Raw genomic sequence first — 18,982 nt, forward strand, 5'->3', positions numbered from 1 at the left:
TTCGATGGCGGCGCGGCTCAGCGTCAGCGATGGATCAGAGCAGGGCGCCCATGGCGACGGCGGTGTCGCTCATGCGGTTCGAGAAGCCCCACTCGTTGTCGTACCAGGACAGGATGCGGACGAACTTGTCGTCCATCACCTTGGTCTGGTCGAGCGCGAAGGTCGAGGAATGCGCGTCGTGGTTGAAGTCGATCGAGACGTTCGGCTGATCGGTGACACCGAGGATGCCCTTCAGCGGGCCACGCTTCGAGGCCTTGATGATCGCCTCGTTGATCTTCTCGACCGAAGTCTTGCGCTTGGCCAGGAACTTGAAATCGACGACCGAGACGTTCGGCGTCGGCACGCGGATCGAGGTGCCGTCGAGACGGCCCTTGAGCTCGGGAATGACGAGACCGATCGCCTTGGCGGCGCCGGTCGATGTCGGGATCATCGACATCGCCGCGGCACGGGCGCGGTAGAGATCCTTGTGCATCGTGTCCAGCGTCGGCTGGTCGCCGGTATAGGCATGGATCGTGGTCATGAAGCCCTTGTCGATTCCGACAGCATCATGGAGCACGCGCACGACCGGCGCGAGGCAGTTCGTCGTGCAGGAGGCGTTCGAGACGACGACATGATCCTTGGTCAGCTCGTGCTGGTTCACGCCGAAGACGACCGTGAGGTCGGCGCCGTCGCAGGGGGCCGAGACGAGCACGCGCTTGGCGCCGGCCGCGAGATGGGCGCTCGCCTTTTCCTTGGTGGTGAAGAGGCCGGTGCATTCGAGCGCGATGTCGACGCCGAGCGCCTTGTGCGGCAGCTCCTTCGGGTCGCGGATCGCGGTGACCTTGATCGGGCCGCGGCCGACATCGATCGTGTCGCCGGAGACGGTCACCGTGCCGGGGAATCGGCCATGGACGGAGTCGAAGCGGAAGAGATGGGCATTGGTCTCGACCGGGCCGAGATCGTTGATCGCCACGACCTCGATATCCTTGCGCTTCGACTCGATGATCGCCCGCAGCACGTTGCGCCCGATGCGGCCGAAGCCGTTGATCGCCACCTTGACCGTCATATCCATCCTCTCCTTCGCCGAGCGTCCGGCGTAGCCGTCGCTATCCACGCGGGCAATTCGGCCAAAGCATGGCCGAACGCAAGACTTGTCTCCGGACTTTCAGCCGGTGGCCTGAAAAATCAGGCGTTATGCTTCTTCATCGCGGCTTCGGCGACGGCTTCCGCCGTGATGCCGAAATGCTTGTAGACGTCCTTGTAGGGGCCGCTCGCGCCGAAGGAGTGCATGCCGACGAATGCGCCGTCATGGCCGATCACCGCATCCCAGCCGAAGCGCACGCCCGCCTCGACAGCGACCTTGATCGGCGCCGAGCCGATGATCGCGGCCTGCGTCGCCTCGTCCTGCGCCAGCAGCAATTCGAGCGAGGGCACCGAGACGACGCGGGCACGCACGCCCTTCTCGGCGAGCAGCTTGCGGGCGTTGACCGCGAGCTCGACCTCGGAGCCGGAGGCAAAGATCGAGACCTGCGCCTTGCCGCCTTCGGCCGCCAGCAGCTCGTAGGCGCCGGCCGCTGAGCGATTCTTGGCCGAGGCGTCGGTGCGCAGCTGCGGCAGGTTCTGGCGCGAGAGGGCCAGAACCGTGGGCCCGTCGGTGCGCTCCAGCGCGATCTGCCAGGCTTCCGCCGTCTCGATCGTGTCGGCCGGCCGGAGGACGCGCATGTTGGGCATGCAGCGGAGCGAGGCGATCTGCTCGATCGGCTGGTGGGTCGGACCGTCCTCGCCGAGGCCGATCGAGTCATGGGTCATGACGTAGACGACCGGCAGGCCCATCAGCGCCGCGAGCCGCATCGAGGGGCGGGCATAGTCGGCGAAGACGAGGAAGGTGCCGCCGGCGGTGCGGAAGCCGCCATGCAGGGTGATGCCGTTCATCGCCGCCGCCATGCCGTGCTCGCGGATGCCGTAGCGGACATAGCGGCCCTTCGGGGTCTTCGGGGTGAAGTCCTCGGCGGCCTTGACGCGGGTGTTGTTCGAGGGCGTCAGGTCGGCCGAGCCCATCACGAGTTCCGGCATGACCGGGAGGATGACTTCCAGTGCCAGCTCCGAGGCCTTCCGGGTGGCGACAGTCTGCGGCGCCGCGATCAGGCTTTTCTTGTGGGCGAGGATCGCCTTGTCGAGCTTGGCCGGAACGACATGCGCCAGGCGGCGGTCGAACTCGCCGCGCTTGCGCTCGGACAGGGTGGCGAAACGCTCGTTCCACTCCTTGTGCGCGGTGCTGCCGGCCTTGCCGGCCGCGCGCCAGGTCTTGAGGACATCGGCCGGGACCTCGAAGGCGCCGCCGGTGATGCCGAGCGCCTTCTTGGCGGCTGCGAGTTCCTCGGCGCCGAGCGGCTCGCCATGGGCCTTGGAGGTGCCGGCCTTCTTGGGAGCGCCGAAGCCGATGACCGTCTTGCAGGCGATCATCGTCGGCTTGTTCGACTTCTGGGCGCGGCGGATCGCGGCCTCGATGGCGTCGGGATCATGGCCGTCGACGCGCTCGGAGCGCCAGCCGCAGGCCTTGAAGCGTGCGACCTGGTCGACATTGTCGGTGATGGTCAGCGGGCCGTCGATTGAAATGCCGTTGTCGTCCCAAAGCACGATCAGCTTGTTGAGCTTCTGGTGGCCGGCAAGCGCGATCGCCTCCTGGCTGATGCCTTCCATCAGGTCGCCGTCGGAGGCGAGCACATAGGTATGATGGTCGACGACCTTCTTGCCGAATTCGGCTGCGAGCATGCGCTCGGCCATCGCCATGCCGACAGCGGTGGCGAGGCCCTGGCCGAGCGGGCCGGTGGTGGTCTCGACGCCGGCGGTCTCGAAATTTTCCGGGTGGCCGGGGGTGTTGGAGCCGAGCTGGCGGAACTTCTCGAGGTCGGCAAGCTCCATGCCGGGAACGCCGGTCAAGTAGAGAACCGAATAGAGCAGCATCGAGCCATGGCCGGCGGAGAGCACGAAGCGGTCGCGGTCCGGCCAGCGCGGATCGGCGGCATCATACTTCATGACGCGTGTGAACAGCACGGTCGCGACGTCGGCGGCGCCCATCGGCAGGCCGGGATGGCCGGACTTGGCCTTCTCGACGCCGTCCATCGCCAGGCCGCGAATGGCATTGGCGAGCTTGTCGTGCTGGGCGCGGTCGGTGGTGGTCATGATGATCTCGTGGCTCCGTCTGGCGGGCGGGGCGGACCAGCCCTGACCCGTGCGATGCGGGCAGGCCGTCCGACAAAGGCTGTCGCAGAAGACTTCGAAAGGACGGCTGGATTAGGCCTGCGGCTCGCTCCGAGTCAATTCTCGCGGGCCGGTTTCATGCCGCAAAACGCCCGTGCCACAGCGGTTTCCGGAAGCGTTGCTTCAGCGCATGTGGACAAACCCTTGGCAATCGCGGGTTTCAGGCTGGAGCGGATTCCCGTTTTCCGCGTTTCTGCTGTAAATTCGGGCACGAATCGCGTGAGCCGGCTTCGATCTGAAAGGAGAGCGATGGTGGCGAGCCTGATGCTGGACAATGCGCTGGCCCGTCTCGATGCGGCGCTGGGGCAGCTGGAAGCGGCAGCACGGCGACGGATCGAGGCCGAGCGCGGCCGGGCCAATCTGGAGACCGAACTGGCGCTGATGCAGGACGACCGGGCGCGGCTGGCGGCCGAGCTCGACGGCACCGTGGCCCGGCTCGGCCATGTCGAGACCGCGGCGAACGACGTCGACCAGCGCCTGACGCGGGCGATGAACGTGATCGGCGCCGTGATCGAGCGCGTGCAGGCACAACAGCCGGCGGAGGTCGAGACCGAGGAGACGGAATGACGTCTCCGCGCAGGCCGGGATGAGAAGGAGAGGCAATGCCGCAAGTCAATGTCACGATCGCCGGCAAGGCCTATCGCATGGCATGCGGGGAGGGCGAGGAAGCCCATCTGGAGGAGCTCGCACGCCTCTATGACGAGAAGATCAGCGAGATGCGGCAGGCTTTCGGCGAGATCGGCGACATGCGCCTGCACGTCATGGCGGCGCTGATGGTGGCGGACGAGGTCTCGGAGCTGAAGCAGCGCCTCGCTCGGCTGGAGAACGACCTGGCGGCGACGCAGGGCGATGCCGGAGCGGCCGACCAGCGGCTCAGCGAGGTCGAGGATCGGGCTGCGGAAGCGCTCGTCGCGGCGGCCGAACGGATCGAGGGCGTGGCGCGGAGCCTGATCCCGGCGCCGGTAGGGTGAAGCAAAGGCGTCCTGCCATCCGCTCATGAAAAAAGCCCCGGACGCTGGCGTCCGGGGCTTCGCATTTTCAGGCTTTCGCAGCCGATCAGGAGTTGCCGCCGGCACCGTCCAGCACCGTCACGGCGCGACGGTTCTGCGACCAGCAGGAGATATCGTTGCAGACCGCCACGGGGCGCTCCTTGCCGTAGGAAATGGTGCGGATGCGGTTGGACTGGATGCCGCGCGAGGCGAGGTAGTCGCGCACCGTCTGGGCGCGGCGGGCGCCGAGCGAATAGTTGTACTCGCGGGTGCCGCGCTCATCGGCGTGGCCCTCGACGACGAAGGTGTAGCGCGGATAGCGCTGCAGCCACTGGGCCTGCTTGTCGAGGGTCGCGGTGGCGGTCGAGGTGAGATCGGTGGAGTCGGTCTCGAAGAAGACGCGGTCGCCGACATTGACGACGAAGTCCTGCGCGCTGCCCGGGGTGGCCGCGCCACCGGCGCCGAAGCCCGAACCATTGGCATCCGCATTCTGGTTGTTGGCGCAGGCGCCCAGCGCGAGCGTCGCGGCGATGGCGGCGGCGAAGCGGACGGTGCGGCCGCCGGCGAAGAGGGTGGTCAACATGGCTGGACTCCGGGCGATCTGATCTGGGTCTGGTTTTCTCGGCGCCTGCTTCAGGGAGGGCCTTGCACTTGTCCCATCAATGAAGCGTCAACCTAAACGAGACCTTGCCAGAACAAGGCGAAGTGGCGGCATTGCGGCGTATGGTTAACCAAATGTGGCGAAGGACCGTTTGCGGCCTTGGCTGTGGCTCAGGGGGCACAGTGACGGCGGTCGGCGATGACCGCGTCCGGAATGAGGGCTGCCAGATTCCGGTTGACCGATACATAGCTCTTTGGTTATGGATTAACTCATAGCTGCTTGGTTATGGGTTTTAGATGCCGGATGCGCCCGACCTGCTCTTCAAGACACTCGCCGATCCCACCCGGCGCGGCATTTTCGAACGCCTGTGCCGCGAGGGGGAGCAGACCGTCGCGGTGCTGACGGCACAGGCCGGTGTCTCGCAGCCCGCGGTCTCAAAGCACCTCGCCGTGCTGAAACAGGCGGGGCTGGTGCGGGACCGTCATGAGGGGCGGCAGACGCATTACAGCGCGCAGCTCGGCGCGCTTTCCTCCTTGACCGATTGGACGAACCGGATGGCCGGGTATTGGGAGAGCCGGTTCGACGATCTCGAAGATTTGCTGAAGAGGATGGACCAATGACCGAAACGCGCTCCGTCGTCGTCGAGCGGGAGATGCCCCATCCACCCGAGAAGATCTGGCGTGCGCTGACGCAGCCGCACCTGATCGCGGAATGGCTGATGAAGAACGATTTCTCGCCGATCGTCGGGCACCGCTTCAATCTGAGCGGCGATTGGGGCGGCGTGCTGGATTGCGAGGTTCTCGCGGTCGAGCCGAACCGATCGCTGTCCTATACTTGGAACTTCGCCCATGACGACGCGGCCTACGCTCTTCAGAGCGTGGTGACCTTCACGCTCACCCCTTCGTCGAAAGGTACGCTCCTGCGCATGGAGCAGGCGGGCTTCCGGCCGGAGCAGAAGCAGGCCTTCGGCGGGGCCAAGGCCGGCTGGCAACAGTTCTTCGCGAAGCTGGAAGAAGTCGTGGCGCGCAGCGGCTGAAACCTGCTGCTTCGCTTCAACACGTTTGAAAAGGGGATTCCATGGCTTGGAGCGCTTGGATCAGGCAGGGCCATCGCTGGCTGTCGATCATCTTCACAGTCACCGTCGTCGCGAATTTCGCCGCCATGGCGCGCGGGGAGCCGCCGGCATGGATCGTTTATTCGCCGCTGCTTCCGCTATTCCTGCTGTTGTTCAGCGGGCTCTACATGTTCATCCTGCCTTATGTGGGCAGGCGGCGGGCCGAGGGAGACGCCAAGAACCTCCGGCGGTAAGCGGCTTAAGGTTGCGGGGCGCAAGAAACGCGCAAGAGGGATACGCAATTGCAGCGCATCTTTCGTCGCCTCCGGCTTATCGTGGTGGCCTTGTCCGGCGGCCCGGAGCTTGCTTCGGTTCGCTGTCCTGCCCTGACTGGAGACCGCGATGGCCCATTCCCTCAAGCCTGGTGTTTCGAGCGCGGTGCCTGCGCGCGGCCCCAATCAGCCGGATCTCGATTCGGAGGTGGTGTGGGAGGCCCGCCGCGATCTCGCCGCGACCTTCCGGATGGCGGCGCGCTACGGCTTCGAGGAGGGCATCTGCAATCATTTCTCGGCGTTGGTGCCAGGCTATGACGACCTGTTCATCGTCAATCCCTATGGCTGGGCCTTCCGGGAGCTGACGGCCTCCAGGCTGCTGATCTGCGATTTCCACGGGCAGGTCGTCTCCGGCGAAGGCCAGCCGGAAGCCACCGCCTTCTACATTCATGCCCGAATCCACAAGAACGTCCCGCGCGCGAAAGTCGCCTTCCACACCCATATGCCCTACGCCACGGCGCTCTCGATGACCGAAGGCGAACCGTTGATCTTCGCGGGGCAGACGGCGCTGAAGTTCTACGGACGTACGGCGGTCGATCATGACTATAACGGCCTCGCCCTGGACGAGCGTGAGGGCGACCGCATCGCCGCTGCGGTCGGCGAGGCCGATATCGTCTTCATGAAGCATCACGGGGTGATGGTGCTCGGGCCGACGATCGCCGAGGCCTGGGACGATCTCTACTATCTCGAGCGTGCCTGCGAGGTGCAGGCGCTCGCGCTCTCGACGGGGCGCCAGGTCCTGCCGGTCAAGCCGGAGATCGCGGAAGCGGCCTATCGGCAGATGCGCGAGGGCGATGCGGAATCGGCGCGGCTGCACCTGGCCTCGATCCGCCGGCAGCTCGACGCGGAGGAGCCGGCCTATCGCGACTGAGCGGTCGCCTCCGCACATGGAAAAACCGCCCGACATCTATCGGGCGGCTTCTCAAATCAGGCGATCCAGCTGGGCCCGCGTCAGCGCGCGCCGCTGAGCAGCGGCGACCAGGTCGGGTCGGAGGCATAGGCCGGGGTCGGCACGGGCACTTCGACGCGGCCGGTGATGTCGACCATGTAGAGCTTGCCGCCGGTCTCGCCGCCCGGGTCGCGGAAGAACATCAGGTACTGGCCGTTGGGCGCCCAGTTCGGGGCCTCGTTGTGGAAGCCCTCGGTCAGGATGCGCTCGCCCGAGCCGTCGGGGCGCATCACGCCGATGGCGAAGCCGCCGCTGCCCTGGCGCGTGAAGGCGATGAGGTCGCCACGCGGCGACCAGGAAGGCTGCGAGTAGCGGCCCTGGCCGAAGGAGATACGCTGGGCCTCGCCGCCGCCGGCGCCCATCACATAGAGCTGCTGCTGGCCGCCGCGGTCGCTTTCGAAGACGATCTTCGAACCGTCGGGCGAATAGGAGGGCGAGGTATCGATCGCCGCCGTCGAGGTCAGCCGCGTCGTCGAGCGCGAAGCGATGTCGATGGCATAGAGATTGGCGTTGCCGCCCTGCTGGAGCGACAGCACGATGCGCTGGCCGTTCGGCGCGAATCGCGGGCTCGAGGTCATGTCGGGGAAGTTGCCGACGATCTGGCGCTGGCCGGTCTCGATGTTGAGCACCTGCACGCGCGGCTGCTCGCCATGGCGCTGGGTCATGAAGGTCACGTCCTGCCCCACCGGCGAATAGCGCGGCGTCACCACCGAGACCTCCCCATTGGTCAGGTAGCGCACATTGGCGCCGTCCTGATCCATGATGGCGAGACGCTTGCGCCGGTTCTCCTTGGTGCCGGATTCGTCGACGAAGACGACGCGGGTGTCGAAGAAGCCGCCGAGACCGGTGATCTTGGAGAAGATCGCATCCGAGATGATGTGGCCGACGCGACGGCTGTTGCTCGGGTCGGTGAAATACTGCTGGCCGTCGGTCTGGGTACCGGTGGCGACGTCCCAGAGGCGGAACTCGGCGCGGATGCGGCCGGCCTCGCGCGCGACGCGACCCGTCACCAGCGCCTGCACCCCGGCAGCCTGCCAGGCCTGGAATTGCGGCGCGGCGTCGAAGGGCGGATTCTTCTCCGGGAAGCGGCCCTTGTCGATCGGCAGGAAATAGCCGCAGCGCTTCAGGTTGTTGGTGATGACGCCGGAGACCAGCACGCCGCCGTCGCCGGCGAAGTCGGCGATCGCGATCGGCATCGGCTGGAAGGACCCGCCGCGCAGGTCGATGACGAGTTCGGCGCGCGCCGCCGCGGGCACGAGCAGGCTGGCGCCGGCCATGGCGAGAAGGCCTCGGCGTGTCGGGGCCGCGGAAAGGAAGGGGAGGGGCTTGCGGTCGATCAGGGTCACAGTACGTCCCTTGCGTCGAAATTGACGACGACATCACGCCAGTCGTCATAGTAGGCGGCGAATTGAGCCGGGATGCGCAACGGCGCGCAGCGGCGGGTCGCAGTCAGCGCCGAATCGGCGGCGACGCGGAAAAGCGGATCGGCTGAGGAGTTGATCACGCCGGGCTGACCGGCGAGCGAGCCGTCCGTGTTGAGCTTCATGCGCACCGACGGCACGATATTGCCGCCGCCATGCGCGTTGGCGAGCGCGATGGGCACGTTCCAGCATTTCAGCAGCTGATCCTGGATGATGCCGATGAGCTGGGCGCGCAGCGAGGGACTGAGCTTCTGCGAGGAGCCGGTCCGGGTGCCGAGCGAGGCGGTGCGGTTGATCTGCGGCGCCGAGGCGCCGGTCGACTGCGCTTTTTCCTTCGACTGCAGCAGCCGCTCGATGTCGCTGGGATTGAAGTTCTTGGCGAGCTGGGCTTCCTTCTTCGCCTTGGCCTCGGCCTCCTGCTTGGCCTTGGCCTCGGCGGCGATCTTCGCCTTCTGCTCGGCTTCGGCCTTGGCCTTCGCGATGGCCTCGGCCTTTTCCTTGGCGGCCTTCTCGGCCTCCGCCTTGGCGAGCGCCTCGGCCTTCGCTTTCGCTTCTGCCGCCTTCTTCGCCTGCGCTTCGGCCTCGGCCTTCGCCTTGGCGGCGGCCTTGGCCTCTTCCTCGGCCTGCTTCGCCTTGGAGGCGAGCTCGGCCTCCTCGGCCAGCTTGGCGAGTTCTTCGCGCTTCTGCTCGGCCTCGCGCGCGGCAGCAGCCTCGTTCTTCTGCGGCGGCTGTTTTGCGGGTTCCGGCGGCTTAACCTCGGGCTTGGGCTGCTCGACCGGGCGGGCCGGCGGCATCGGCGCCGAGGCGTCGGCCTCGGCCGTCTTCAGCTCGGGTGGGCGCGAGGGCGGAGCCGGGTTGTCGGCCTTGGCCTCGCCGGCTTCCTTGTTCTCGACCGTGTCGGACTGGCGCTCGGCGCGCGGGGTCGGCTTCTCCTGAACCTTTTCCGCGTTGCGCTCGCCACGCGTGACCTGGTTCAGCGCATTCGGGTCGACGAGCTCGACGGCAATCGCTTCCTGATGCTCCGGCAGCGGCGACGGTGACGAGAACGCAATCAGCCCGACGACAAGCGCCGTCACATGGCCGAGCGCCGACACCAGCATGCCAGGTTCGGAGGTCGAAAGCTTCACGCCCTTACGTACCCTTACTTCCACCGTCCTCAGCGGGCGGCCGGTTCCGTCACCAGCGCGACCCGCTTGAAGCCGGCGGCGGTGATGGTCGACATGACCGATGCGACGCGGCCGTAATCGACCAGCTTGTCGGCGCGCACATAGATGCGCTCATCGAAACCCTGCTTGGCGAGGCTCTGCAGCTTGGTGACGATGTCTGGCTCGAGCGTCGGCTCGTCCTGAAGGAAGATCTGGCCCTTGCCATCGATGGCGATCGTGACCGGCTTCTGGTCGACATTGATCGGCTTCGCTCCGGTCTGCGGCAGATCGAGCGGCACGCCGGTCGCGATCAGCGGGGCGGCGACCATGAAGATGATGAGCAACACCAACATGACGTCGATGAACGGCGTCATATTGATCTCGGCGATGGCGCGGTGACGGCGCGCGCGCCGGCCCCGGCGGCCTCCGCCCTGCGCCCCTGCGGTTGCGGACATTCCCATCGCTTACGCCCTCACGCCGCCATGCGCTCGTCGATCTGCCGCGACAGGATCGCGGAGAACTCGTCGGCGAAAGCTTCGAGGCGCCCCTGAGCCTTGGCGACCTCGGCCTGGAGCTTGTTGTAGGCCATCAGCGCCGGGATCGCGGCGAAGAGGCCGATAGCAGTGGCGAAGAGCGCTTCGGCAATGCCGGGCGCGACCACGGCGAGCGAGGAGTTCTTCGAGACCGCGATGGCGGTGAAGGAGGTCATGATGCCCCAGACCGTGCCGAACAGGCCGATGAAGGGAGCGGCCGAGGCGATGGTCGAAAGCACGAGCAGCTTCGATTCGAGCCGTTCGGTCTCACGCTGGATGGTAACGTCCAGCACCTTGTCGATGCGCTGGGACAGGCTGGCGACCGAACGCCCGCCATTCTCGAAGGAGCGCTTCCACTCCCGCATCGCCGCGACGAAGACGGCGCCCATGTCGTTGACCGGCTTGCTGGCGAGGTCGCGGTAGAGCTCCTCGAGCGAGCGGCCCGACCAGAACACTTCCTCGAACTGATCCATGTCGCGGCGCGTGCGCCGGTAGAGTAGCGTCTTGTCGATGATGATCGACCAGCACCAGACCGAGGCGCCGAGCAGGCCGAGCATGACCAGCTTGACGACGATATGGGCGTGCCAGAACAGCGTCCAGAACGACATGTCGATCTGCGGCGCAGCCTGCGCGACGTCGGCGGGGTTCATCCTGTCATCCTTCCAACCCAGGCGGTGCGATCGGCTGTCCGGTCCAGAGCCCGGGCTCCGATCCAAACCCCGCCGCTCGCGTCGCGGGAGACCCACGCCGCCGCCCGTTTCGCGATCCGGGGAAATGCCGTATCCCGTCTTTCGCGCGTGAATCCGGCGAAAGATGGGCCGAAACGGGGTTTCCCACGGAACACATGCTCCGGGTCGAGTTAAGACCCCAGCAAGGTTAATGTCGGGTATACGGGAAGGCCGACGGGCGGCCGGATCGCGCCGAGGGCAACAGAAAGCCCGCCCCGGTTGGCCGGGGCGGGCTCGTTTCGCGCGTTGATTGTGGGGTTTTGCCGGGCCTCAGGCCGCGTCGGGCTGGGCCGGGGGATTGGCAGGCGGGTTGTTGCGGCGCTCCGCCATGAACTGATCGAACTCAGCCTTGTCGCGGGCCATGCGCAGACGGCCCAGGAAGTCGTGGAACTCGCGCTGCTCGTCCTCGAGCCGGCGCAGCGTCTCGCTGCGGTACTCGTCGAAGGCGCGGTTACCACTCGAAGGCTCGCGGCCCCAGCCACCGAAGCCACCGCCGAAACCGCGGCCGTCGCGGCCAGCCATGCGCTCGCGTATGCGGTCCATCTTGTCCTGCAGACGGCTCATCCGATGCTCGTAGCGGTCCCTCGCGTATCCACAACCCATGCGTCCACTCCAGAAAAGAAAGGCCAGGGTCGCCAGACCCAGCGGCCAGAACACGATGAAGCCGAGAACCGCGAAGGCGATCCAGGCTCCCTTCCCATATTCGTCCAGCTTCTCGACGATCGGCATTGCTCCCTCACCATGACAAGGCGTGAATGTAAATCACATTTACATAGATGCGCGCGACGCTCCGACTTGTCAAGAATGCCTCTTTCAAAATTCATCAGGCCGTTGGCGGCGAGGCGGTTTCCGGGCCGATGCCGAGGCCCTGGAGATAGATCAGCATGCCGGCTTCGAGCAGCTCGGCGGCCGACATCGGCAAGGGCCGGCGCCCGCCATCGGCTCGGCCGAACAGCGCGGCAATGCCGTGCGACATCGCCCAGATATGCAGCGCCATCATCAGAGCGGGCGGGCGCTTGTTCTGCGGCAGCCTCGCGATCAGCGCTTCCGCGGCCTGGCGCAGATTGGCAAAGGCGCGGTCGGCGGCGGCGCGCAATTCGGGGCTGGCATCGAGCGGGACGCCTGCCTCGAACATGGCGGAGTAATAGGCCGGCTCGTCATGGGCGAAGGCGAGATAGGCGCGGCCGAGCCGGTGGAAGGCCGTCTCCGGATCGGGGCGACCCTGCTCCCAGGCGCGCGCCAGCGTCGCCTCGAAGGCCTGGAAACCGCGTGCGGCGACATCGGCCAGCAACTCATCGCGATCACGGAAGTGCCGATAGGGCGCGGCGGGGCTGACGCCGGCCATGCGCGCGGCTTCGGCGAAGGTGAAGCCGTTCGGTCCCTTCTCGCCGATCAGCCCGAGCGCGGCCTTCACCAGCTCCTCCTTGAGGTTGCCGTGGTGATAGCCGCGGGGCGTTTCGGGGCGGTCGCGCTTCCAGCTCATGTTAAGAGCGCTAACATGCGGCGAAGGCTGGCGTCGATGACGATCTTCATGATCAGTCGTCGAGCATCAGCCGTTTGCGCAACCCGTCCGGAATGCGGCGCGCCCGGCCGCCGTCGACGCAGGCGACCTTGACCGCGGCCGCGATCAGCACCTCGTCGCCACGCAGGACGCGCTGCTCGAGATCCATGGTGGCGCCACGCGCCTCGGTGCAGCGAGTTTCGACCGTCAGCAGGTCGTCCATCACGGCCGGACGCAGGAAGTCGATCGTCATCTTGCGGACGGCAAAGCCGAGCGCCGTTTCGCCGTCAAAGAGCTCACGCTGCTCGACGCCAAGCGCGCGGATCAGCTCGGTGCGGCCGCGCTCCATGAAGCGCAGATAGGAGGCGTGATAGACCACGCCGGAGAAGTCGGTGTCTTCATAGTAGACGCGGACGGTGATCTGGTGAGGGCTGCTCATGGCGGCCGGCATACAGACCCAAAGCCTCACGGGCAAATCGCCGTGAGACAGACGGGTGGCGGCCGGGCTCAGCGCTTGCAGGGCTTGCCCATGAAGGAGCCGCAGTCATAGGGCTGCGAAAGCTGCTCGCGGACCGAATAGTCCTTGCCCTCGAAGGTGTTGACGATGTCGTCGATGCGCCAGCCGCCATTCTCGCGCAGCATCTTGAATGTGACGACCATCGGCTTGCCGAAGCTGCTGAAATTCGCCAGCACCGTAGCCTTGCCGGCTGCCACGGGGATCGTGTCGAAGTTCAGCTTCTTCACCTCGCCGTCCTGGCCGTTGATGAACGGGTCGGCACCGATATGCCCCATCTCGCCCGCTTCGTCCTGATAGACGTCGTCGCGCGCGAAGAGGGCGGCAAGGCTCTTGCTCAGCAGCTTGTCGCGATGGGGCGGGCGCCACGGCGGCGCACCACGGCCGGCGAGCGTCTTGACCGTGATGGCGTAGGCGTCCCTTACCGGCCCGGACGGCGTCGTGTCGTCGGCCAGGGCAGGGGCGGTCGCAAGCGAGAGGCCGATCGCTGCGCTGCCGATGAGGGTGAGCGTGTGCATATCGAGATTCCGGGCGTTGGTCTGCGACGGTGAAGCGGGACGGTACCTGCCGATCCGCCTTCGGAGACGGGGCGACGCAGAAGGACGCCGCTAGTTCTCGTCCTCGTCATCCTGAAACAGCCCAAACTGCGCCGTCTCGCGCGTCGGCTCGGGCATGCCGAGGTGGCGGAAGGCGTGCGGCGTCAGCAGGCGGCCTCGCGGTGTGCGCTGGATGAAGCCCTGCTGCAGCAGGAAGGGCTCGATGATTTCCTCGATCGCGTCGCGCGGCTCGGAAAGCGAGGCGGCGATGGTCTCGATCCCGACCGGGCCACCGCCGAAATTGACCGCGACGGTGGTGAGATAGCGCCGGTCCATCTGGTCGAGGCCGATGGCGTCGACATCGAGCAGCGAGAGCGCCTTGTCGGCGACCTTGCGGGTGACGATCGGATCACCATCGACGATGGCGAAATCGCGCACGCGCCGGAGCAGGCGCCCGGCGATGCGCGGTGTCCCGCGTGAGCGTTTGGCGATCTCGTTGGCGCCGTCGTCGGACATCGGCACGCCGAGCACGCGGGCTCCGCGGGAGACGATGCCCTGCAATTCCTCGACCGTATAGAACTGGAGGCGGATCGGGATGCCGAAGCGGTCGCGCAGCGGCGTGGTCAGCAGACCGGCGCGGGTGGTGGCGCCGACGAGGGTGAATTTGGGCAGGTCGATCTTGACCGAGCGGGCCGCCGGGCCTTCGCCGATGATCAGGTCGAGCTGATAGTCCTCCATCGCCGGATAGAGGATTTCCTCGACCGCCGGGTTGAGGCGGTGGATCTCGTCGATGAAGAGGACGTCGCGCTCCTCGAGATTGGTGAGCTGAGCGGCGAGGTCGCCGGCCTTGGCGATCACCGGGCCGGAGGTCGAGCGGAAATTGACGCCGAGCTCGCGCGCGACGATCTGTGCCAGCGTCGTCTTGCCGAGGCCGGGAGGGCCGACGAAGAGGACATGGTCGAGCGCATCGCCGCGGGTGCGGGCGGCGTTGATGAAGACCTGGAGATTGGCGCGCGCCGCCGCCTGGCCGGTAAAATCGGACAGCGAGAGCGGCCGCAGCGACGATTCGCTGTCGTCGTCGCGGCGCTCGGCCGTCATCAGTCCGGAGCGTTTTGGATCGCTCACAGCGCGATCTCCAGCTCGATGGCGTCGTGGATCGGAATGTCCTTGTATCCCGTCTTGATGATGGTCGGCACGACCGAGCGATAAGCGTCGATCGCTTCCAGATAAAGCCCCGAGAGGCGGAAGCCGCGACGCTGATAGAAGGTCAGTCCCGGCATGTTGTCGTTGGTCAGCATGGCCTTGAGGCGGAGCGCGCCCGCCGCGCGTGCCGCGTCGATCACCGCATCGAGCATGCGGATCGCGACGCCTTCGCCGGGCCGCAGCGAATGCAGCGCGCAGAGATAGGCCGTCTCGCCGCGCTTGGTCCAGCTCGCCAGCGCGGCCGTGCGCCCGCTGGGCTCGTAGAGGCCGAGGGCATCGATCTCCGCGACGTCGTAGACATGGAGGTCGATCATCATGCGGTGCGAGCCCCAGGCCGCCATCATGATCTTGAGAAGCTCGCCCTTGTCGGCGACGACGCGCAGTTCGAGATCGCCCGGGTCGATCCCGGCGGTCACTTCGCCAGCTCCTTGAGGCCGAGCTTGATCAGCTGCGCCGTGCCGGCTCCATCGCCCGCGGCCTTTGCCGCAGCCGCGACGGCCGCGACCGCCTGTGCCTGCGGGTAACCGAGATTGGCGAGCGCCGAGACGGCATCGGCCACCGGCTGCGGCAGCTTCCTGTCCTCCAAGGCGCCGGAAAGCTGGGCGAGGCTCGGATCGACATGGCCGAAGGCCGGCGCCTTGTCCTTGAGTTCCGCGCACAGGCGCTGCGCCAGCTTGGGGCCGACGCCGGGCGCGCGGGCGATCGCCGCCTTGTCGTTGGTGGCGATCGCGGTGGCGAGGCCGCCCGGATCGAGCGTCGAGAGGATGGCAAGCGCGACCTTGGCGCCGACACCCTGCACGACCTGCATCAGCCGGAACCAGTCGCGTTCGGTGTCCGACATGAAGCCGTAGAGGCGGATCGCATCCTCGCGGACATGAGTCTCGATCGAGAGCACCGCGGCTTCGCCCGGGCTGGGCAGGCGCTGCAGCGTGCGCGACGAGCACTGCACGACATAGCCGACGCCCTGCACGTCGATGATGACGTGGTCCTCGCCATAGGAATCGATCAGGCCCTTGAGCTTGCCGATCATGATGTCGTTCCCCCGGCCAGCACGCTCAGCCCGCCACGCGCATCTGCGCGACCAAAGCCCTCATGCCGCGATGCTGGGCGTGACAGATCGCGACGGCGAGTGCGTCCGCCGCATCGGCGGAGCTGGTCTCGGCCTTCGGCAGCAGCACGCGGATCATCGCCTGAACCTGCTTCTTGTCGGCATGGCCGACGCCGACCACCGTCTTCTTGACGAGATTGGCAGCGTATTCGGCGACGCTGAGGCCGGCGAGCGACGGCACCACCAATGCGATCCCGCGAGCCTGGCCGAGCTTCAGCGCCGATTGCGGGTCGCGGTTGACGAAGGTTTCCTCCACCGCGGCCTCGTGCGGCTTGTGCGCGGCGATCACCTTTCCGATCCCCTCATGGAGCTGGCGCAGGCGCTCGCCGAGCGAGAGATTGCCGTCGCTCTCGATGCAGCCACAGGCGAGGAAGGAGAGCTTGCTGCCTTCCGAGACGACGACGCCCCAGCCGGTCTTGCGGAGGCCGGGGTCGATGCCGAGGATGCGAATCGCAGGTGCCATAACGCGCCCAACCTAGCGGATGTTTCGGATTTGTCCCGCGCGGAACCGGGACGGAGATGAATTCCCCTCATCGATTTCATCAAAAAGGAAAGCTGTTCTTGCGCCGGACCGGCGGGCATGGTTCGCCGGATCAGCTTCCCACCTGTCGAGACCATGCCGTACAGCCTCTCTTCGTTCATGCCCGGCCTCACGAGCGAGGCGACCGCCGTGTTGCTGGGGGCGACGCTGCTCGGCGGGTTGGTGCGCGGCTTCACCGGTTTCGGCTTCGCGATGGTGTTCATGCCGCTCGCCTCGATGGTGCTCGGGCCGGTGGCGGCGCTGGGGTTGATCTGGTTCATCGATCTGCCCTTCGCCCTGCCGATCGCGGCGCGCAGCGCCAGGCGGGCGGAGTGGGCCGAAATCCTGCCGCTGCTGCTGACGGCGACGCTGGCCTTGCCTGTCGGCGTCTGGCTCCTGACTTGGCTCGACCGCGCGACGATGCGCTGGATCCTCGCCCTGCTGGTGCTCGCGGCCGTGGCGCTGATGGCGTCTGGCTGGCGCTATCACGGGCGCCCGAGCGTGCCGCTCTCGCTCGGGGTCGGTGGGCTGTCGGGTCTGTGCAATGGCATGGCCTCGATCGGCGGCATGCCGCTCGCGGTGTTCTGGCTCGGCGCGCAGCGCAATGACCGCCACAAGACGCGGGCGAACATGCAGACCTTCTTCGGTCTCTCGACGCTGGTCAGCGGCACCGTCCTGTGGTGGAAGGGCATCCTGACGCTGGGCGCGCTGGTGATGGCGGTGCCGCTCTTCGCGATCTACGGTGCCGGACTCTGGGCCGGCACGCATGGCTACCGGCTCGCCTCCGAACAGACCTTCCGGCGCGGCGCCTATCTGCTGATCTTCCTCAGCGCCTTGTTCAGCCTGCCGCTCTGGGACGGGCTGCTGGGGCGGTAGGAAACCGCGCCGTCATGGCGTCGCTGTGCTCGCGATGACGGTGGATGAGCTGGTTCAGGCGCTCAGCTTCGCCATGATGTCGTCGGCGATCTCGAAATTGGCGAAGACGTTCTGGACGTCGTCGTCATTGTCGAGGGCTTCCATCAGCCGCATCATCGAAGCCGCCTTCTCCTCGTCGAGCGGGGCGGTGGTGGTCGGCCGCCAGACCGGCTTGGCAGAGGCCGGGGCGCCGAGCGCCGCTTCGAGCGCCTTGGAAACCTCGTTCAGGCTGTCGAAGGCGCAGAGAATGGTATGGCCGTTCTCGTCCGAGATGACATCGTCGGCGCCGGCCTCGATCGCCGCTTCCATCACCTTGTCGGCGTCGCCCGCTTCCGGCGGATAGCTGATCTCGCCGACGCGGTTGAACATGAAGGAGACGGAGTTGCTTTCGCCCAGCGCGCCGCCCGATTTGGTGAAGTAGGAGCGCACGGCGGAGGCCGTGCGGTTGCGGTTGTCGGTCAGCGCCTCGACGATGACGGCGGCGCCGCCGGGCCCATAGCCCTCGTAGCGGACCTCGTCATAGTTGTCGCCTTCGCCGCCGGCGGCCTTGTTGATGGCGCGCTGGATGTTGTCCTTCGGCATGTTCTCGGCGCGCGCGGCGAGCACTGCCATGCGCAGGCGCGGGTTCATGTTGATGTCGGGCATGCCCATCTTGGCGGCGACGGTGATTTCGCGGGCCAGTTTCGAGAACAGCTTGGAGCGCACCGCATCCTGCTTGCCCTTGCGGTGCATGATGTTCTTGAACTGTGAATGGCCGGCCATGGGAGCTCGTTACCTTCGAAGGTTGCGGCGGAAACTGCTGGAAGGCGGCCTTATAGGCGCCGCCTCCCGCTCCGTGCAAGACGGGGGAGGGGGTGGTGTCGTCAGGAAATCCAGGGTTCCGGCATGGCCTGGCTGAGATGAGGGCCGATCCGGACCGCCCAGACCGCCTTGGCCAAGCCGGTCGCGTCGTCGATCTCGACGGCGACGCCCGACAGCGTGCCTTCGCCCGTCGACGGCTCGAGTCGTGCGCCCGGCACTTTCTGCAGGAAGCGGCGCACCGGTTCGTCCTTCTGCATACCGAGCACGGAATCATAGTCGCCGCACATGCCGGCATCGGACTGGAAGGCCGTGCCGCCGGGCAGAATACGCGTGTCGGATGTCGGTGCATGGGTGTGCGTGCCGACGACGAGGCTGGCGCGGCCGTCGAGGAAATAGGCCATCGCCTGCTTTTCGCTGGTGGCTTCGGCATGGACGTCGACGATGACGGCATCCGCCACCTCGCCGAGCGGGCAGGCGGCCAGTTCGCGCTCGACGGCGGCGAAGGGATCGTCGAGCGGGTCCATGAAGAGCCGGCCCATGACGTTGACGACAAGGACGCGGGCGCCGTTGCGCGCCTCGATCACCGCCGCACCCCGGCCGGGCGTGCCGGGCGGGTAGTTGGCCGGGCGGATCAACCGGTCCTGCCGCTCGATGAAGACGAGGGCTTCGCGCTGGTCCCAGGAATGGTTGCCGAGCGTCACGACATCGGCGCCGGCGGCGAGGATCTCGTCGCAGATCGCCTCGGTGATGCCGAAGCCGCCGGCGGAATTCTCGCCGTTGATGACGACACAGTCGAGCTTCCAGGCCTCGCGCAGACTGGGCAGGCGTTCCTGAACCGCGATCCGGCCGGGGCGGCCGACGATGTCACCGAGGAAGAGAAGACGCATGAAAC

General features: G+C 66.8%; 24 protein-coding genes. 7 read left to right on the plus strand and 17 right to left on the minus strand.

Annotated features, from left to right (window positions below; all coding sequences use genetic code 11):
- Positions 1-34: 34 nt before the first annotated feature.
- Both gap and tkt read right to left on the minus strand, forming a co-directional pair.
- The gene (gene gap, locus CE453_RS08290) at positions 35-1,045 is read right to left on the minus strand and encodes a type I glyceraldehyde-3-phosphate dehydrogenase (RefSeq protein WP_089177774.1); all 1,011 of its coding nucleotides are present in this window, start codon (positions 1,043-1,045) and stop codon (positions 35-37) included.
- Between the two features lie 119 nt (positions 1,046-1,164).
- On the minus strand, positions 1,165-3,162 hold the full coding sequence (gene tkt, locus CE453_RS08295) for a transketolase (protein WP_089174160.1): 1,998 nt from the start codon (positions 3,160-3,162) through the stop codon (positions 1,165-1,167).
- Between the two features lie 327 nt (positions 3,163-3,489).
- Here tkt and CE453_RS08300 point away from each other — a divergent pair, with 327 nt between their 5' ends.
- Together CE453_RS08300 and CE453_RS08305 are read left to right on the plus strand one after the other, a co-directional pair.
- The gene (locus CE453_RS08300; RefSeq protein WP_248307999.1) at positions 3,490-3,807 is read left to right on the plus strand and encodes a DUF4164 family protein; all 318 of its coding nucleotides are present in this window, start codon (positions 3,490-3,492) and stop codon (positions 3,805-3,807) included.
- A gap of 35 nt (positions 3,808-3,842) precedes the next feature.
- Positions 3,843-4,211 carry a cell division protein ZapA gene (locus CE453_RS08305; protein ID WP_089174161.1) on the plus strand — a complete coding sequence of 123 codons (369 nt, stop codon included), beginning with the start codon at positions 3,843-3,845 and terminating at the stop codon, positions 4,209-4,211.
- Between the two features lie 85 nt (positions 4,212-4,296).
- Here the strand turns inward: CE453_RS08305 and pal are convergent, their stop codons facing one another.
- The gene (gene pal / locus CE453_RS08310) at positions 4,297-4,812 is read right to left on the minus strand and encodes a peptidoglycan-associated lipoprotein Pal (protein ID WP_089174162.1); all 516 of its coding nucleotides are present in this window, start codon (positions 4,810-4,812) and stop codon (positions 4,297-4,299) included.
- A 314-nt stretch (positions 4,813-5,126) separates the two neighbouring features.
- Here pal and CE453_RS08315 point away from each other — a divergent pair, with 314 nt between their 5' ends.
- The 4 genes from CE453_RS08315 to CE453_RS08330 all read left to right on the plus strand — a co-directional run bounded on the left by CE453_RS08315 (position 5,127) and on the right by CE453_RS08330 (position 7,087).
- Complete coding sequence (locus CE453_RS08315) at positions 5,127-5,450, plus strand: ArsR/SmtB family transcription factor (RefSeq protein ID WP_089174163.1); 324 nt, start codon at positions 5,127-5,129, stop codon at positions 5,448-5,450.
- Entirely contained in the window at positions 5,447-5,866 is a 420-nt protein-coding gene (locus CE453_RS08320; RefSeq protein ID WP_089174164.1) for an SRPBCC family protein, read from the plus strand. The genes CE453_RS08315 and CE453_RS08320 overlap by 4 nt, the downstream gene beginning before the upstream one ends.
- Positions 5,867-5,907: 41 nt before the next feature.
- Positions 5,908-6,138: a hypothetical protein gene (locus CE453_RS08325; protein ID WP_089174165.1), complete on the plus strand. Its 231-nt coding sequence runs from the start codon at positions 5,908-5,910 to the stop codon at positions 6,136-6,138.
- Positions 6,139-6,286: 148 nt separating this feature from the next.
- The gene (locus tag CE453_RS08330; protein ID WP_089174166.1) at positions 6,287-7,087 is read left to right on the plus strand and encodes an aldolase; all 801 of its coding nucleotides are present in this window, start codon (positions 6,287-6,289) and stop codon (positions 7,085-7,087) included.
- Positions 7,088-7,167: 80 nt separating this feature from the next.
- Here CE453_RS08330 and tolB read toward each other — a convergent pair whose 3' ends face one another.
- From tolB to ruvC, 12 genes are all read right to left on the minus strand, one after another.
- Positions 7,168-8,442: a Tol-Pal system beta propeller repeat protein TolB gene (gene tolB, locus CE453_RS08335; RefSeq protein WP_089177776.1), complete on the minus strand. Its 1,275-nt coding sequence runs from the start codon at positions 8,440-8,442 to the stop codon at positions 7,168-7,170.
- A 65-nt stretch (positions 8,443-8,507) separates the two neighbouring features.
- Positions 8,508-9,713 carry a cell envelope integrity protein TolA gene (gene tolA, locus CE453_RS08340; RefSeq protein ID WP_248308000.1) on the minus strand — a complete coding sequence of 402 codons (1,206 nt, stop codon included), beginning with the start codon at positions 9,711-9,713 and terminating at the stop codon, positions 8,508-8,510.
- Between the two features lie 29 nt (positions 9,714-9,742).
- A complete protein-coding gene (locus CE453_RS08345) occupies positions 9,743-10,192 on the minus strand; it encodes an ExbD/TolR family protein (RefSeq protein WP_089174167.1) in 450 nt (149 codons plus the stop codon).
- Positions 10,193-10,203: 11 nt separating this feature from the next.
- On the minus strand, positions 10,204-10,914 hold the full coding sequence (tolQ, locus tag CE453_RS08350; RefSeq protein WP_089174168.1) for a protein TolQ: 711 nt from the start codon (positions 10,912-10,914) through the stop codon (positions 10,204-10,206).
- 348 nt (positions 10,915-11,262) lie between these two features.
- The gene (locus tag CE453_RS08355) at positions 11,263-11,721 is read right to left on the minus strand and encodes a DUF2852 domain-containing protein (protein ID WP_089174169.1); all 459 of its coding nucleotides are present in this window, start codon (positions 11,719-11,721) and stop codon (positions 11,263-11,265) included.
- Positions 11,722-11,815: 94 nt separating this feature from the next.
- Positions 11,816-12,475, minus strand: coding sequence for a TetR/AcrR family transcriptional regulator (locus tag CE453_RS08360; RefSeq protein WP_089174170.1), 660 nt, complete (start codon positions 12,473-12,475; stop codon positions 11,816-11,818).
- Positions 12,476-12,527: 52 nt separating this feature from the next.
- Positions 12,528-12,932 (minus strand): tol-pal system-associated acyl-CoA thioesterase, encoded by a 405-nt coding sequence (ybgC, locus tag CE453_RS08365; RefSeq protein WP_089177778.1) that lies wholly within the window; start codon positions 12,930-12,932, stop codon positions 12,528-12,530.
- A gap of 68 nt (positions 12,933-13,000) precedes the next feature.
- Entirely contained in the window at positions 13,001-13,525 is a 525-nt protein-coding gene (locus CE453_RS08370; RefSeq protein WP_089174171.1) for a DUF3828 domain-containing protein, read from the minus strand.
- Between the two features lie 90 nt (positions 13,526-13,615).
- Positions 13,616-14,641: a Holliday junction branch migration DNA helicase RuvB gene (gene ruvB / locus CE453_RS08375; RefSeq protein WP_089174172.1), complete on the minus strand. Its 1,026-nt coding sequence runs from the start codon at positions 14,639-14,641 to the stop codon at positions 13,616-13,618.
- A gap of 23 nt (positions 14,642-14,664) precedes the next feature.
- A complete protein-coding gene (locus CE453_RS08380) occupies positions 14,665-15,162 on the minus strand; it encodes a hypothetical protein (RefSeq protein WP_089174173.1) in 498 nt (165 codons plus the stop codon).
- Positions 15,159-15,776, minus strand: a complete 618-nt coding sequence (gene ruvA / locus CE453_RS08385) for a Holliday junction branch migration protein RuvA (RefSeq protein ID WP_089174174.1) — start codon at positions 15,774-15,776, stop codon at positions 15,159-15,161. Before ruvA ends, CE453_RS08380 begins: the two co-directional genes overlap by 4 nt.
- Before the next feature lie 25 nt (positions 15,777-15,801).
- Positions 15,802-16,317, minus strand: a complete 516-nt coding sequence (gene ruvC, locus CE453_RS08390) for a crossover junction endodeoxyribonuclease RuvC (protein ID WP_089174175.1) — start codon at positions 16,315-16,317, stop codon at positions 15,802-15,804.
- Positions 16,318-16,434: 117 nt separating this feature from the next.
- Between ruvC and CE453_RS08395 the strand changes: the two genes are divergently transcribed.
- Positions 16,435-17,250 (plus strand): sulfite exporter TauE/SafE family protein, encoded by an 816-nt coding sequence (locus tag CE453_RS08395; RefSeq protein WP_089174176.1) that lies wholly within the window; start codon positions 16,435-16,437, stop codon positions 17,248-17,250.
- Positions 17,251-17,304: 54 nt separating this feature from the next.
- Here CE453_RS08395 and CE453_RS08400 read toward each other — a convergent pair whose 3' ends face one another.
- Together CE453_RS08400 and CE453_RS08405 are read right to left on the minus strand one after the other, a co-directional pair.
- Positions 17,305-18,051 (minus strand): YebC/PmpR family DNA-binding transcriptional regulator, encoded by a 747-nt coding sequence (locus CE453_RS08400; RefSeq protein WP_089174177.1) that lies wholly within the window; start codon positions 18,049-18,051, stop codon positions 17,305-17,307.
- A 101-nt stretch (positions 18,052-18,152) separates the two neighbouring features.
- A complete protein-coding gene (locus CE453_RS08405) occupies positions 18,153-18,977 on the minus strand; it encodes a TIGR00282 family metallophosphoesterase (RefSeq protein ID WP_089174178.1) in 825 nt (274 codons plus the stop codon).
- Between the last annotated feature and the right edge of the window lie 5 nt (positions 18,978-18,982).

Origin of the sequence: Bosea sp. AS-1 (assembly GCF_002220095.1) — a bacterium.
Classification (GTDB): Bacteria; Pseudomonadota; Alphaproteobacteria; order Rhizobiales; family Beijerinckiaceae; genus Allobosea.

What these genes read in the sequence shown, in the direction of transcription:
- gap (WP_089177774.1), bottom strand. Translation starts at nt 1,045, where the DNA reads ATGACGGTCAAGGTGGCGATCAACGGCTTCGGCCGCATCGGGCGCAAC.
- tkt (WP_089174160.1), bottom strand. Translation starts at nt 3,162, where the DNA reads ATGACCACCACCGACCGCGCCCAGCACGACAAGCTCGCCAATGCCATT.
- CE453_RS08300 (WP_248307999.1), top strand. Translation starts at nt 3,490, where the DNA reads ATGGTGGCGAGCCTGATGCTGGACAATGCGCTGGCCCGTCTCGATGCG.
- CE453_RS08305 (WP_089174161.1), top strand. Translation starts at nt 3,843, where the DNA reads ATGCCGCAAGTCAATGTCACGATCGCCGGCAAGGCCTATCGCATGGCA.
- pal (WP_089174162.1), bottom strand. Translation starts at nt 4,812, where the DNA reads ATGTTGACCACCCTCTTCGCCGGCGGCCGCACCGTCCGCTTCGCCGCC.
- CE453_RS08315 (WP_089174163.1), top strand. Translation starts at nt 5,127, where the DNA reads ATGCCGGATGCGCCCGACCTGCTCTTCAAGACACTCGCCGATCCCACC.
- CE453_RS08320 (WP_089174164.1), top strand. Translation starts at nt 5,447, where the DNA reads ATGACCGAAACGCGCTCCGTCGTCGTCGAGCGGGAGATGCCCCATCCA.
- CE453_RS08325 (WP_089174165.1), top strand. Translation starts at nt 5,908, where the DNA reads ATGGCTTGGAGCGCTTGGATCAGGCAGGGCCATCGCTGGCTGTCGATC.
- CE453_RS08330 (WP_089174166.1), top strand. Translation starts at nt 6,287, where the DNA reads ATGGCCCATTCCCTCAAGCCTGGTGTTTCGAGCGCGGTGCCTGCGCGC.
- tolB (WP_089177776.1), bottom strand. Translation starts at nt 8,442, where the DNA reads ATGGCCGGCGCCAGCCTGCTCGTGCCCGCGGCGGCGCGCGCCGAACTC.
- CE453_RS08345 (WP_089174167.1), bottom strand. Translation starts at nt 10,192, where the DNA reads ATGGGAATGTCCGCAACCGCAGGGGCGCAGGGCGGAGGCCGCCGGGGC.
- tolQ (WP_089174168.1), bottom strand. Translation starts at nt 10,914, where the DNA reads ATGAACCCCGCCGACGTCGCGCAGGCTGCGCCGCAGATCGACATGTCG.
- CE453_RS08355 (WP_089174169.1), bottom strand. Translation starts at nt 11,721, where the DNA reads ATGCCGATCGTCGAGAAGCTGGACGAATATGGGAAGGGAGCCTGGATC.
- CE453_RS08360 (WP_089174170.1), bottom strand. Translation starts at nt 12,475, where the DNA reads ATGAGCTGGAAGCGCGACCGCCCCGAAACGCCCCGCGGCTATCACCAC.
- ybgC (WP_089177778.1), bottom strand. Translation starts at nt 12,932, where the DNA reads ATGAGCAGCCCTCACCAGATCACCGTCCGCGTCTACTATGAAGACACC.
- CE453_RS08370 (WP_089174171.1), bottom strand. Translation starts at nt 13,525, where the DNA reads ATGCACACGCTCACCCTCATCGGCAGCGCAGCGATCGGCCTCTCGCTT.
- ruvB (WP_089174172.1), bottom strand. Translation starts at nt 14,641, where the DNA reads ATGACGGCCGAGCGCCGCGACGACGACAGCGAATCGTCGCTGCGGCCG.
- ruvA (WP_089174174.1), bottom strand. Translation starts at nt 15,776, where the DNA reads ATGATCGGCAAGCTCAAGGGCCTGATCGATTCCTATGGCGAGGACCAC.
- ruvC (WP_089174175.1), bottom strand. Translation starts at nt 16,317, where the DNA reads ATGGCACCTGCGATTCGCATCCTCGGCATCGACCCCGGCCTCCGCAAG.
- CE453_RS08395 (WP_089174176.1), top strand. Translation starts at nt 16,435, where the DNA reads ATGGTTCGCCGGATCAGCTTCCCACCTGTCGAGACCATGCCGTACAGC.
- CE453_RS08400 (WP_089174177.1), bottom strand. Translation starts at nt 18,051, where the DNA reads ATGGCCGGCCATTCACAGTTCAAGAACATCATGCACCGCAAGGGCAAG.
- CE453_RS08405 (WP_089174178.1), bottom strand. Translation starts at nt 18,977, where the DNA reads ATGCGTCTTCTCTTCCTCGGTGACATCGTCGGCCGCCCCGGCCGGATC.